The 12,750-nt window shown below is 64.9% G+C and carries 12 protein-coding genes; 10 read left to right on the top strand and 2 right to left on the bottom strand.

Annotated features, from left to right (window positions below; translation table 11 throughout):
• Positions 1–274 precede the first annotated feature (274 nt).
• The 4 genes from ACZ5Z0_RS01260 to ACZ5Z0_RS01245 all read left to right on the top strand — a co-directional run bounded on the left by ACZ5Z0_RS01260 (position 275) and on the right by ACZ5Z0_RS01245 (position 3,608).
• Positions 275–619: a helix-turn-helix transcriptional regulator gene (locus ACZ5Z0_RS01260; protein ID WP_464109546.1), complete on the top strand. Its 345-nt coding sequence runs from the start codon at positions 275–277 to the stop codon at positions 617–619.
• Positions 620–754: 135 nt separating this feature from the next.
• The gene (locus ACZ5Z0_RS01255) at positions 755–1,105 is read left to right on the top strand and encodes a hypothetical protein (RefSeq protein ID WP_464109545.1); all 351 of its coding nucleotides are present in this window, start codon (positions 755–757) and stop codon (positions 1,103–1,105) included.
• A 598-nt stretch (positions 1,106–1,703) separates the two neighbouring features.
• On the top strand, positions 1,704–2,795 hold the full coding sequence (locus ACZ5Z0_RS01250) for a glycerophosphodiester phosphodiesterase (RefSeq protein ID WP_464109544.1): 1,092 nt from the start codon (positions 1,704–1,706) through the stop codon (positions 2,793–2,795).
• Positions 2,796–3,500: 705 nt separating this feature from the next.
• On the top strand, positions 3,501–3,608 hold the full coding sequence (locus tag ACZ5Z0_RS01245; RefSeq protein WP_464110672.1) for a YegP family protein: 108 nt from the start codon (positions 3,501–3,503) through the stop codon (positions 3,606–3,608).
• Positions 3,609–3,812: 204 nt separating this feature from the next.
• Here ACZ5Z0_RS01245 and ACZ5Z0_RS01240 read toward each other — a convergent pair whose 3' ends face one another.
• Positions 3,813–4,247, bottom strand: coding sequence for an SRPBCC family protein (locus ACZ5Z0_RS01240; protein WP_464109543.1), 435 nt, complete (start codon positions 4,245–4,247; stop codon positions 3,813–3,815).
• Positions 4,248–4,628: 381 nt separating this feature from the next.
• On the opposite strand from ACZ5Z0_RS01240, the gene ACZ5Z0_RS01235 reads away from it, so the two are divergent.
• The 4 genes from ACZ5Z0_RS01235 (at position 4,629) to ACZ5Z0_RS01220 (ending at position 7,133) form a co-directional block, all read left to right on the top strand.
• A complete protein-coding gene (locus tag ACZ5Z0_RS01235) occupies positions 4,629–5,033 on the top strand; it encodes an ArsR/SmtB family transcription factor (RefSeq protein WP_464108943.1) in 405 nt (134 codons plus the stop codon).
• The gene (locus ACZ5Z0_RS01230) at positions 4,993–5,973 is read left to right on the top strand and encodes a TIGR03086 family metal-binding protein (RefSeq protein ID WP_464109542.1); all 981 of its coding nucleotides are present in this window, start codon (positions 4,993–4,995) and stop codon (positions 5,971–5,973) included. Before ACZ5Z0_RS01235 ends, ACZ5Z0_RS01230 begins: the two co-directional genes overlap by 41 nt.
• Before the next feature lie 49 nt (positions 5,974–6,022).
• A complete protein-coding gene (locus tag ACZ5Z0_RS01225; protein ID WP_464109541.1) occupies positions 6,023–6,361 on the top strand; it encodes a YciI family protein in 339 nt (112 codons plus the stop codon).
• Positions 6,362–6,791: 430 nt separating this feature from the next.
• Entirely contained in the window at positions 6,792–7,133 is a 342-nt protein-coding gene (locus ACZ5Z0_RS01220; RefSeq protein ID WP_464109540.1) for a phosphodiester glycosidase family protein, read from the top strand.
• A gap of 19 nt (positions 7,134–7,152) precedes the next feature.
• Here ACZ5Z0_RS01220 and ACZ5Z0_RS01215 read toward each other — a convergent pair whose 3' ends face one another.
• On the bottom strand, positions 7,153–9,768 hold the full coding sequence (locus tag ACZ5Z0_RS01215) for an AMP-binding protein (protein ID WP_464109539.1): 2,616 nt from the start codon (positions 9,766–9,768) through the stop codon (positions 7,153–7,155).
• A gap of 376 nt (positions 9,769–10,144) precedes the next feature.
• Between ACZ5Z0_RS01215 and ACZ5Z0_RS01210 the strand changes: the two genes are divergently transcribed.
• Positions 10,145–10,906, top strand: a complete 762-nt coding sequence (locus ACZ5Z0_RS01210) for a response regulator transcription factor (RefSeq protein ID WP_464109538.1) — start codon at positions 10,145–10,147, stop codon at positions 10,904–10,906.
• Between the two features lie 1,192 nt (positions 10,907–12,098).
• A complete protein-coding gene (locus tag ACZ5Z0_RS01205) occupies positions 12,099–12,320 on the top strand; it encodes a hypothetical protein (RefSeq protein WP_464109537.1) in 222 nt (73 codons plus the stop codon).
• The last annotated feature ends 430 nt before the right edge of the window (positions 12,321–12,750 follow it).

The following is a 12,750-nucleotide window of genomic DNA, read 5'->3' as shown; positions in this document are numbered from 1 at the left end:
GCCGCTTCGATTTGCGGCGATTGGGAAGGGAAATCTACGGCGAGGTAAACGATCCTATCCTCTTGCACGTAGGTGTAGCGCAGGTCTTTCGCTTCGTCGACGTACTGCGGCATGCAGTTGAGGAAGATACGGAGATCACGGACGGAGACTGATTTCGAAAGGTCGAGTCTGACCTGTACTGCCAAGGCTGGTTCTCCTCGCTTGAAAGGTGATTTGGGTCCCATGTCCAACTAGTTGGACAGACAACAATGTCCCATCTTAGTGACATTGAACGATGCCCGTTCCCCGTAAGCCCTCTGCCGAGCAGCTAGACCTTTGGAGCACGCGTCGCAAGACGGTAGGGGCCCGGATACGCGAATTGCGGTTGGAACGACGTCTGACGCAGGAGGGACTCGGAAACGCCGCGGGGATGGATCGGAAGACCGTCCTGTACATCGAACTGGGCCAGAGGAGTCTGGGCTATGAACGCCTCTGGGACATCTCTGCGGTGCTGGGCGTTGACATAGTCGATCTGTTCGTTCCACCTGAAACCATGCCCCAGAGAATCATTTATCGGGGTGGCCGACGTCGCCACAGGGACCGAAACGTAAGTTCCCACGAGTCGACGCCCGAGTTGTAGCGCGGAGCAGACATGAGACGGCTGGCAGGGCGTCAGAGCTGGCCAGCCGCAGCAGGCCGCGCGTTGACGCCATCAGAATGAACCGAGGCCGGTGGCGAGCACAGGGCGAAGTAGGCTCCGTTCTAAGCTGGTCTCGTGAACTTTCATAACGCGGTGAGCGGCATCGACGTGGTCATGCATGGAGAGCCCGCCGAGTGGTGGCAGGTTGTGGCTGCTTTCACAACACTCGCAACGCTTCTGGCTCTTGTGTTTGCGCTGCTCGCGTTGTGCCGACCGACGGCAGCGCCAGCGGCTGGATCGGGAAGGCGCGCGGAATGGTGGAGCAAAGCTGAATGGGCCGTGGATATGGCTTTGGACGACAAGCCGGAACGGCGGAAAGCCGGACTCGCCTTACTGGAGGAGCTCAGTACTTACCGGTTTGTGGACCAAGAGGATGCCCTCCTGGTGGCCCAAGTCAGGGCCTTGCTGTTAGACAGTCCCCGCTAGCAACCGCGGCCCGGCGGAGGTTCTGCAGCCTTCTAGCGCAACGTGACAGACCCCCTGGCGTTCTTCCAGGCTGAGGCCCCTGCTGCCCATCGCGGGCCGGTCCGCGCGGGGGTCGGCCCTGGCCGGGTGGCTCACCCGGCGCCAGGAACAGGCCGCCGCAGGCACCCTCTCCCCGGCTACTCCTCGAAACTGCGGAGGGCGATGGCAGTGTCGCGGAAAAGTCTACCGCGGGCACAAGCTCGGCCACGCGATCCTCCGGGCCATCCTGGGCACCGTCGGACGGGCCGCGGCCCTCGTCATCCTTCAGGCCTCCCCCATCCTGACCGCGGACGGACCCCTGGAAGGAAGCCCCGAACACGCCGCTGCCAGGAAGGCGCTGCTGACGTACTGGGCCGACTACGGCTTCCAGGCCGCCGCCGGGGACTACCTGGTACTCGGCGCCATGGCCGAGGTCTTCGGCGGCCGGTAACAGTGAGGACCACCCCAGCCCGTTCACCTGCCGTTTCCATGCCAGCCAGCCGGAGGCGGCCGCCTGTTGATGTGTGGCGGACACAGTGTCACGTGCCCCTGCACACCACCAGAGTGGAGACACCACCTCATGCGCACCACGACCAAGCTCGGCGCTGCCGTACTCAGCGCAGCCCTGCTGCTCGCCCTCCAGTCCCCGGCCATGGCTGCCGACACCAACCAGAACGGCAGCAATACCAACCAGAACGGCAACTACAACCAGAACGGCAACGACAACCACTTCGACCTCCAGGCACACCGCGGGGGCATCGGGCTCACCGTCGAGTCAACGCTGGCCTCCTTCGCCCGAGGCATCGACACGGGCGTGTCAACCCTTGAAATGGATCTCCAGATCACCAAGGACGGCCGCGAGGTCATCACCCATGACCGGAAGATCGATGGCAGGAAGTGCCTGGACACCGCACCGGTCACCCCGAATGACCCCCAGTTCCCGTATGTCGGCAAGTACGTCAAGGATCTGACGTTCGCGCAGGTCCGTAGCCTGGACTGCGGCACGCTCACCCTGCCCCAGTTCCCTGGCCAGCAGGCCTCCCCCGGGGCGAAGATGCCCACCCTGGCCGAGGTTTTCGCCATGGCCGACGCCAAGCACGCCAGCCAGGTGAAGTTCAACATCGAAACCAAGGTCGAAGCCGGCGCCCCGGAGCAGACCGCACCCCGCGAACAGTTCGTCGAAGTCGCCCTGCGCGAAATCAACAAGGCGCACATGCAGCACCGCGTCTCCATCGAAAGCTTCGACTGGGGCTCCCTGCGCCTCGTCCAGCAGCAGGCGCCCCAGATCCCGACCGTCGCACTGACCAACAAGGACTTCCTGCAGGTCGGCCAGCCCGGTAAGTCCCCGTGGCTTGGCGGCATCGACGCCGATGACTTCGGCGGCGACCTGGTCGCAGCGGCCGCGTCCCTGCACTTCGACGCGATCTCCCCTGTGCACGGCTCCCCGCAGAACGGCAAGGTCACCGACGCCAACTACGTCCCCTACGTCACCTCGGACATGGTGCAGCGTGCCCACGCGGCCGGCATGAAGGTCATCCCCTGGACCGTCGATGACAAGCCCACCATGCGGAAACTCATCGCCGACGGTGTCGACGGTTTGATCACCGACTACCCGAACGTGCTCCGCGAGGTCATGTCCGAGACCGGCATGAAGCTTCCGCGAATCTACTAAACCACCGTTGCGGGTCTAATTCCGGCAGCATTGAAGTGGCCGGTGCCTCATGACGAGGCACCGGCCACCGTACGTTAATCGGCGCATACTGAGCCCATGGATACATCCCTCGCCATGCTGTGGCTGCCCTTTCTCGTTCTGGTCCCCTGGCTGGGCCTTGGGCGTACTGCCTGGTGGATTTCAGCCGGACCGAGGAACGGAACATGCGCACCTTTTCCCGGGACACTTGGCTCGTGGTCCGCGTCTTGGGAAGCGCCGCCGGCGCCTTCCCTTGGCTCCTGGGCGGCCGGCACCCGCATCGAAAGTCCTGAGTTTTTCGCTGAACGGCAGCATCAGCTGGACCATTGTTCTTAGTCGCGAGTTAGACCTCGTCATCACAGGAACGGGGAGAAACCGGATCAGCGATCCACAGCACGGAGACTACCCGGGCGGCCTGTTCCTCACCGTCGGCAAAGCTGGTCCTTGAACGCTCCGGACTACCCGAACGGGGGAATCACCTGCCAGGGATCCGCGACGGACGTCTGCGCGCTGCTGGCGCCGTAGGGGAAATTGCCGGTCCGGAACCTGGCTGCGGGCACACTGTGGTCAGCGGCCCGCGCGACCGGCCGATCAACCGAAGGAGCACCCATGACTGGCATATTCGAGGTCTAAAAGCACAAGTCTGGCGGCTACCGGTTCCGCCTCAGGGCCGGGACCGGGGAAACGATCGCGTCTTCGGAGACCTACAAAACCAAGGCCAGCGCGATGGGCTGCGTCGAATTGGTGAAGAAGAATGCCTCGGCTGACGTCGTGGACTTCACTGACAAGTCTTGACCGGAATTCCTGGCTGAGCCCGGCTGCCGGCTGCGAGGTAGCCGGGCTTTGGTCCGCCTACGGCCGCTTCTTCCGGATGACCCGGACCGCTGCGGCACGGACCGGATTGACACTCCAGGCCGGCCCGGCGAACCGCACTCCGCGGTCATGGATCCTAGGGTGTGGCCGGTCCGGCGGGGTATCGGACCGGCCGTTGTGGCAGGTTCAGGCTTCTTCGAGGACCGTTTTCAGGTCCTGCAGCTGGCTGGCTTCGGATTTCATTGTCTTGGTGATGAGTCCGTCGAGGACTTTCATCAGGCCGGAGGGCTTGAGGTCCAAAATGAAGCGGACGGTGGTGCGGCCCTCGGACTCTGTCAGCAGGTACTGGCCTTCGGGACGCGCCGGGCCGGCAATGACCTGGAAGGCCAGGGCGCGGGCCGGATCGGCGGCGATGATCCGGTAGTCGCCTTGGATGGATTTGCCGCGCGGTCCCGTCAGGGTCTGGCTGTAAACGGCGCCGGTTTCGCCCGGGGCGCCGCTCTGGAGAGCGATGCTTTGCACGGTCCGTCGCCACGCCGGATTGTTCAGCCCGTCCGCGAGGAATGCGTAGACCTCCGTCGCGGGGCGGTCGATGGTGATCTCGTTTTCGGCGTGTGCCATTTTGTTCCTCTCGGGTGGGGCGCGGTTGGACCTGTTGTGAGGATACGCGCACTTCCGCCGGCCGGAGCTCCGGACACCCGGCCAGCAGGAAGGACGGGTGAACGTAGATCGTCATCGTGGTCCCCCCGGTGTCGGACACATTAATTGTTTGTTCTGCCGGCCAGCGTCCGGGACCCGGCGGGGACTCACGGCCTGAAGCAACCTTCGTTTTTATCTCCATGCCGCGCGCTGTGCCCGCGTCCCGACCCCCGCGGCGCCGCAGGTGCCGAACGTTGCCCCGGGGCTCCTGACCGGCCTGCCGTCACCGGTGGAGTCGGTCAGTCACGGGCTCTCCCCGACGCCTTGCGCAATACGTTAGCGTCCACTAACGTATTTCTTGTGTTGGACGCCTTGGAGATAGCCGCAGAGCCGAACCGGCGCCGGCTGCTGCATCTCCTGGTAGGCCGGGAACAGACAGTAGGTGAGCTGGCCGCCGAATTCACAGTGAGCCGCTCTGCGGTTTCGCAGCACCTGCTGTTGCTTGAGCAGGCCGGGCTCGTGACTGCCCGCAAAGAAGGGCGGAACAGGTACTACAGGCTCGACCCCGGGGGCATGGGCCGGCTGCGTGAACTCGTCGAGCAGTTCTGGACCGACGAACTGGATCTGCTGGCCTCCGACGCCGCAGAGCTAGCCGCCCAGCGCCAAGGACCCCCGAAACATCACCAGTCCCATTCGGATAATTCCCTCAAGACTAAGGACCCCTCCCATGAGCTTCGATCAAACCATCCACCTGCCCGTCGGCGCTGACGAGGCATTTGCGCTCATCACCGACCCTGAGCGTCTGCGCCGCTGGCAGACGGTCGCCGCACGTGTCGACCTGCGGATCGGGGGCGAGTACCGCTGGACAGTCACCCCGGGCCACCACGCGACCGGCACCTTCCAGGAGATCGAACCGGGAAAGCGCGTCGTCTTCACCTGGGGCTGGGAATCCGGAATGGACCTGGCACCCGGGGCATCCACCGTGACCATCACGCTGGAGCCCGACGCCGAGGGCACCTCGCTGCGCCTGGTGCACGACGGACTCACCACCGAACAAGCCACAGCGCACGCCGAGGGCTGGAACCACTATCTGGACCGCCTCATCGCCGAAACGTCCACCGCTGCCGGCGCCGGACCGGACGAATGGTCCGCTGCTCCCGAAGGGATCGATCCCCTCAGCTCGGCCGACGCATCGCTCGCCGTGCTCCTGGGCGTGCTACGCAAGCTCACCCCGGCAGACCGGGAGAAAGCAACCCCCTGCGCGGACTTCACCGCCCACGAACTGCTCGAGCACCTGGCCGGATCGCTGAAGCAGATCGGCGGCGCACTCGGCGCGGACGTGACAGACCACCCGGACGCCTCTCCCGAGGTGCGCATCGCCGCACTGGCGCAGTCCACCCTGGAAGCCTTCACCCGCCGAGGCACCGAGGGCACCATCGACATGGGCTTCGCCGAACTCCCGGCCACCGTCGTGGCCGGCATCCTGAACCTGGAACTGCTCGTTCACGCCTGGGACTTCGCGAAAGCCACCGGACAGGAGCTCGTCGTCTCCGACGTCGTCACCGACTACGTCGAGGGCCTTGCCCAGCTGACCATCTCCGAGCAGGTCCGCGCCAGCGGCAGCTTCGCCGCTGCCCAGCCTGTCGCAGAGAGCGCCGGGAGTCTTGAGCGCCTGATCGGGTTCACCGGCCGGTCCGTAGCCGCCTAAAGATCTCCACCCAGTAATCCGTAAGAAAACCAAGGAAAGCAGGAACAGCATGTCCAAGTTCGTCTTCATCTACCACGCCCCGATGACCCCGGCGGAAGCCGCCCCGCCGGCCCCGGAGGACATGGCCGCCGCCATGGAGCAGTGGAACGTCTGGGCCGGCAAGGTCGGCAAGGGCCTGATCGATTTCGGCACGCCCCTGGCCAACGGCACCCGCGTTTCCGCCGACGGGGCCACCGCACCGAGCCAGCGTGAGGTCGCCGGATACAGCATCATCGAGGCCGACAGCCTTGAGGCAGCCGTGGAGCTCGCCAAGGTGCACCCGCACCTTAACATGCCCGGCGGCTGCGAAATCGAGGTCCACGAAGCCCAGCAGATCCCCGGAATGTAGAGGCGGACCACATTCAGCGCACAGCCGGTCGGGTGCGTGGCACAGATAACGGAACGCAGGGCGGCCAGCCATTGCCTTGAAGACATAGGCAAAACCAACCTCATGATGCGAGCGTGGCTGTTCTGCCGCCGGGAGCCGCTGTTCAACCAAATCCAGGCGGCCGCTGACGCGGGCACACAACTCGAGCTGCCCGCCTTCCCGGGACCGATGCCTGAGGACCCGCCGGCTGGAATAGATCTTGTGCCTGCCGCTCCCACCGGGCCTACGGTTTTCGCCGTTCAAACCATCCGGCGGCCCAGCCGGGTTCGGAAGGTTTCCGGGAAGCGGGAGCGCGCCGTTAGAGATCCGGGTGAGGGCGCGCTAAGCGCGCGTCCGGATGTTTCAGGACCGGGCTCATCATTCCTCGCCAGTGTCCAATGCCTCAAGGTGTTTGGCCATCGCCTCACATGCCAGGTTCCACCGTGCTGCGAGGGCCGCCTTCGTTTACGGGTGGGTACACAAGCGCAACCCCCGCTCTATCGTCGGCGTCGACGCCCAGGGCCGAACACTGATTGTCACAGCCGACGGCCGGCAGACCACCTCCCTCGGACTGAGCATCAAGGAAGCGGCTGACGTGGCAAAGTCCTTGGGAATGATCGACGCGCTCAACCTGGACGGCGACGGATCCACGACTATGGTCCAGGGCCGCGAGGTCGTGAACTCCCCCTCTGACGCTACCGGAGAACGTCCCGTCGGATACGCACTTCTCGTACTGCCCAGCCGCAACCACTAGGAAAGACGCATCATTCACCTCAAGCCCCTTCTCCGGTTTTCCGGACAAGGACTTCGAGGCCCGCTATCCGCGGTTGGGGCTCTCGGGCCCCTGACCCGGCGACGGTCGCGGGGTCGTTCTTGAGAGGTAAGCCGGCACTCCGCCGGCTGGCTGCATTCATCACGCGCATCCACAGCGCCCAGTACGCTACCCCCGCGGCGAGCGAGCCCGCGACCGCGAGGGCCGGGCTTATCGCGGCCAGGGGCGGGTACACCAGCCAGTGGACGAGGTAGGCATAGAGCGAGGCGCTCGCGAGCACCACCGTGACCCGGCGGAGGCCCGCCGGGACCGGGATGCTGGGCAGCCAGACGAGCAGCAGGATCCCGGCCAGCAGCGTGCCTTCCCGGGCGGCATCCTCGAAGAAACCCGGAACGGTCAGCACAGCAATGGCCGAGACCACGCCGCGCTGGGCCAGCGTCCGGGACCGAGCGATGGCCCAGCCCAGGGCGAAGAGCCAGAGAGCGGGCGCCGTGTGGGGAACACCCGGATGAACCAGCTCGTAGCGCGTGAAGAGGCCGGCGCCGGTCAGGGCCAGCGGGAACAGCAGGGGGAAGCGCCGCTCGGCGCGGTCCATCCAGGGCACGGCCAACAGCGTTGTCATGGCCACGAGCAGGTAGACCAGGACTTCGACGAACCAGAAGTGCCACTGAGTGGTCACGGCCTCGGGCCCGACGATGGCATTCAGGAGCAGGATGTTGGCCGGGGTGTAGTTATCGGTGACCAGATAGGCGAACAGGATGAACGCCATGCTGGGCACCACGATTCTGGCCAGGCTCGCCAGCTGCCGCCGCAGCCGTGCCATGCGCTCCCCGGACAGCTGGAAACGGGCGAAGTTGTATCCGGCCACGGCCATCAGGACATGGGCTGCCCCCTGCCACTTGAAGAGGCCCACGTGGGTGCTGACAATCAGGACTATCCCCACAGCCCGCAGCACGATGCTCGTTTCGAGCGGCGCGAAAAGCCGCCGCCGTTTCCGCACCGGTACCTCGCCCGCGCGCTGCTCCAGGTCGCGGACCGGAGTCACGTGCCAGTCTTGCGGGAGGTGGCCCAGGGCCTGCTCCAGCCGGACCGATGCTGCCACGTAGGACAGCGAGTCCCCGCCGAGGGAGACGAAGGTGTCGCCGTCGGAAATCTTGTCGCATTCCAGCGCGTCGCGCAGGATACCCCGAACGCTGCTGTGGCCGACGGCGTCGGCGGCCGCCGCGACCACGGGCTCGCCGCCGGGCCGGGACAGCGACAGGACGGCCGGATAGTCGAGTTTGCCCGTGGCCAGGCGCGGGAGCCGCTGGACGGGGTGGAGCTCGAGGGCTGCGCGCGGCAGGCCCATGCCCTGGGCGAGTACCTTGCCGAGCAGACGGGTATCGTGGTCGCCCTCGACGGCGACAACGACGCCCTCGTCCGAACCGGCGGCGGCTGCCTGCACGCCGAGGTCGGCCAGGATGCGCTCCACCTGCCCCAAGTCGACGCGCAGTCCGACGATTTTGACGAACCTGCTGCGCCGGCCCACCACTTCGTAGACTCCGGCGGGGTGTTGCCGGGCGAGATCACCGGTGCGGAGCTCCGTGATAGTCCGGCCCGCGGCGAGGTCCGCCGGGCCCTCGGCGTAGCCCAGCATGACGTTGGGGCCGGTGTAGACCAGTTCGCCGTGCTCCAGGCCGGGCACGGGGTCGATCCGGAAGGAGCCGCCGGGTACGGGAACGCCGACGGCACCGGGGACGGTGGCGGCGAGTTCCGGCGGCAGGTACGCCATCCGTGCTGTGGCTTCCGTCTGGCCGTACATCACGAAGAGATCCCAGCCCTTCCGGCGTCCAAGTTCGGCGTATCGACTCACCGACTCCGGGGCCAACCGGCCACCGGCCTGGGTGACGTAACGTAGCCCGGGCAGCTCCATCTCCGCGAATCCCGCGCGTTCGAGCAGCTCGAAGGTGTAGGGAACGGCCGCGAATGCCGTCGCTCCACGGTTTCGGAAGAGCTCCCAGAAGCACGGGTCAACGACGGAAAGGCTGGTGAGGACCAGGCCGGCACCGCCGAGCAAGTGGCTGTTGATCACCGACAGTCCATAGCAGTAGGACATCGGCAGCGTCGTCGCGGCACGGTCGTCCGGGGAGATGCCAAGGTACTCGGCAATCGACTCGGCGTTCGACTGCAGGTTGGCGTGCGAGAGGCGGACCAGCTTGGGCGATCCGGTGGATCCGGACGTGCTGAGCAGGAGGGCGAGATCCCGGTGGAGCTCGTGTCGCGTGCCCGGCCGGCGCTCCTCCAGGACCGTATGTCCGCTGCCGGAGCGGAGCACGACGTCGGGGTCGTAGGCCGCAATGAGGGAGTCCAGGGCGGCAGGCTTGTCCTCGGGCAAGAGGATCAGCGGGTGTCCGCCCACCAACGCCGCCAGATAAGCGATTAGCGAGTCGACGTCGTTGGCGGCGGCCAGCGCGACGAGGCGCCGTTCGGCGCCGAGCCGGACGGCGAGGTCCTCGACGCGTTCGACCAGTTCTCGGTAGCTCAGCGTCAGGGTGTCGGTAAGAATGGCGGGCCGGTCCCCGTAGCTCGCTAAATCGGCGGCGAAGGGCACCCGCGTGAAGTCAAGCTGCGTGGTCACCCGGTCGATAGTATTAGCTTAGGCTGACCTAAGCAAAATTACGATACAAAAAGTTTGCGTAATCGCACCGCGACTACCCCGCCAATCCTCACGGCACCGAAGTCAACCGGCCTAGCGACCAGGGCCCGACACTTCAAAACATCAGACGGTCCACGGGCCCAACGCACACGAATCATTCGGAAGATGGAACCTTCCCCGCCCAAGGGCAATCATCCCCGGACGACGGACTGGACGCTATAGACGTCAGGACGACAGCTTGCCAGTGGGCCACCGAAACTGCCACCGCTTGGGTATGCGCGGGCCTGTCGACCGTTCGACGGGAAACGCCGTGGACCCGACCCCGCGACGGTCATCTAGTGAATGGATAATGTTTGCTATGACGTTCCCCCACGCACTGCCGACAGCGGAGAACCCTTCCGTGGCGGCCAACCCTGCCGCGGCACCGTGGCCAGTCCTCATCGTCCCCCCGGGCCACGGCGCCGCCGCGACTTTGGCCCAGAAACTTGCTGCGGCCGGATGGATGACCGCCACGAACGGCCGCGCCCATGCGATCTGGCCTAAGCATCCTTCCATCCTTATCCTGGATGCCGCCGAATACGACGCCCAGAAGCGCGCCTCCATCGCCCAAATCCGACTGTCCATGCCAGGTACACCGGCGCTGTTCCTTGCCACCCGCGAAACCCTTGAACCCCTGCTGGCCGGAGGGACGGTGCCTGGGGACGACTACATTCTCGCCCCCTTCAACGCCCGCGATGTCGCAATGCGCCTGCGTTGGCTCACCCGCCACGGCAGCAAAGCAGACAAGGACCCCGAAATCACCGTCGGGGACCTGACCCTCCGCCCCCGATTGCTCGTTGCTCAAAGGGCCGCCCACCAGATCCAGCTGACGAAGACTCAATGCGCCGTCCTGCAGTTGCTGATGGAGAATCCCGGGATTGTCATACGCAAGGACGAGATCGCCAATCACGTATGGCCCGGGAAACTCGACCGGGGCGCAAACAACGTCGAGCTCTATATCTCCTATCTGCGGCGAAAAATAAACCCCGCCGGCCCTCCCATGATCCACACGCTTCGCAGCCTCGGATACCTAATCAAAGCGGCCCCGTCAAGCCCCAAGTCCACGACTCTGCGGGACTAGAAACTTCCGAACGGGTCCCTCCTGGAATCGCCTTCGGGCGGCAATACGCACGTGACGCCGCTGTCAGCCCTGGGCCGGCCCCGCGTCTGGCGTCACGGCGACCAAGGGCGGCAGGTAATCTGTCCATTCGTCATGGCGCCCCGGCCCCTGACCGTGGATGTCTGGTCGACGGTAAGCTCACCTTCCACAGCTTCCCGCCCGACACACTGGCCGGCCCAATGAATCCCAGATGACGACAAGATGGCTATCAACATGGCCAAAGCCGCAGGACCGACAACGCGACTATCGGCCCGATCGCAGAGGGACCCGGCATCCGGCCAGGACTACACCTCGGTCGGTCGCTGACCTAGACCGCACCAGGCCCATGACTGCTCCGCCTGTTTTGATCAGCAGGCGACGCTGACCGACCGGAGCGCGGCTGCGGCGCCCACCATCGACGTCCTTGCGGCGGAAGTCCCGTCATTGGAAGACTCACCATCCCGCATCAGAAGACTCTCATCCTCAAAAGCGCAAGCCTCTCCGCCTCGCCGCTGGCGGAGCCACCGCCCTAAGGATCGACTCTGCTGACATCCAGACACCCGGCCGGTGCACCGCGGAAAAACCTCGGCGTCCCCTCAATGGCGTGGCCTCCCCACCTCAAGGACGCATACGACAAGACGAAAGGCCTCCACACCGCCCGCAGCCGCGGGAAACTGCCTCGATGGTTAGTGGGACCGACATGACCGAGGTACCCGTACACACAACAAAACTGACACGGCCCCGCGCCATGGCGGAGCTTTCGGCGAAGCGCGATAATACGCATTAGTGCAGCCTTCAAACTGCCGCTGCGCATGCGGTCACCAGTCTCGATCACCAAGTTTGCAAGCGGGGACGAACGCATCCCCTCCGAGGTCAACGAAAGGCGAAGTCCGGATGATTGCTCGCTGGCCCGGCAATCATCTGGTCTCATTGAAAATGCGAAGACGAACTCCATGCTCGAGCCCTCGTTCACCCTGTTCGGCGCCTCGCTCCTGGCAGTCTCCATGGCATTGGGATTCGTAGCCGGTCGCGCCCATTCACAGCGGAGTTTCCGCGTTTTTGCCCGGCGGCGCAGACGGCTAAGTCTCGCAGGGTGCGCATTCCCGGGCGCCGCGGGGTTAAATGCCGTATTGATCCCCGGGTAGGCATGGAATCATCCGGAACAAGAATCAGCATGGACCTCGGACTTGGAATGCTGCTCCTGGCAGGGATCTGGTACGTCTTTCGCCGGGAGGTGATCCGCTTCCAGATAAAGGTGACAGTCGCCCTATTTAACATGCCGGACGCCGTCGACCCTACCCTACTCAGGACCGCCAAATCAGTCGGTGAGTGGCTCCGCGGCGCGCTTTTTTACACTGGACTATTCATCACCCTCCTGCAGCTTATCTTCCAATAAAAGCCACAAAGTTAGGCGGCCTGTAGCCTCGCCCCCACTTGAGATCTTGCGCGCGCTGCCATCGGGCAACCGGACCGCTCTTGGCTCCCCACGCTTCGGCTCAACCCACTCCCGCATGTGGTGGGAATCTCTTGGTATCCAGCGCCGTTCCCTCGGCCCCGTCCCCCGCTCACACGTCTTCGATAATATTCTGCAATGGACTCCAGGGCGGCCGGATTCTGCGCGGAGCTCAGTGCCCTTCGGCCGGCGTTTCTAACCACTGAGTCCGAACTAAAAGGCTCCTAATCTGACACCGTTTCAAGTCAGGGGCACCTGCGCGCAAAGCTAACAACCCCTCGCTCCACGCGATTATTACCCATGCGTCGCAAATTCTCATTCGAGAGATCAACGTTCGTAAGCGGTATTTATTGGACCGCAATCCGGATGCCGG

The organism is Arthrobacter sp. T2-23 (genome assembly GCF_055398325.1).
This window is presented reverse-complemented; position numbering and strand designations above follow the sequence as displayed.

Excerpts from the sequence above, each read along its gene's own strand:
- ACZ5Z0_RS01210 (WP_464109538.1), top strand. The coding sequence starts at position 10,145 with ATGACGTTCCCCCACGCACTGCCGACAGCGGAGAACCCTTCCGTGGCG.
- ACZ5Z0_RS01225 (WP_464109541.1), top strand. The coding sequence starts at position 6,023 with ATGTCCAAGTTCGTCTTCATCTACCACGCCCCGATGACCCCGGCGGAA.
- ACZ5Z0_RS01240 (WP_464109543.1), bottom strand. The coding sequence starts at position 4,247 with ATGGCACACGCCGAAAACGAGATCACCATCGACCGCCCCGCGACGGAG.
- ACZ5Z0_RS01260 (WP_464109546.1), top strand. The coding sequence starts at position 275 with ATGCCCGTTCCCCGTAAGCCCTCTGCCGAGCAGCTAGACCTTTGGAGC.
- ACZ5Z0_RS01230 (WP_464109542.1), top strand. The coding sequence starts at position 4,993 with ATGAGCTTCGATCAAACCATCCACCTGCCCGTCGGCGCTGACGAGGCA.
- ACZ5Z0_RS01250 (WP_464109544.1), top strand. The coding sequence starts at position 1,704 with ATGCGCACCACGACCAAGCTCGGCGCTGCCGTACTCAGCGCAGCCCTG.
- ACZ5Z0_RS01205 (WP_464109537.1), top strand. The coding sequence starts at position 12,099 with ATGGACCTCGGACTTGGAATGCTGCTCCTGGCAGGGATCTGGTACGTC.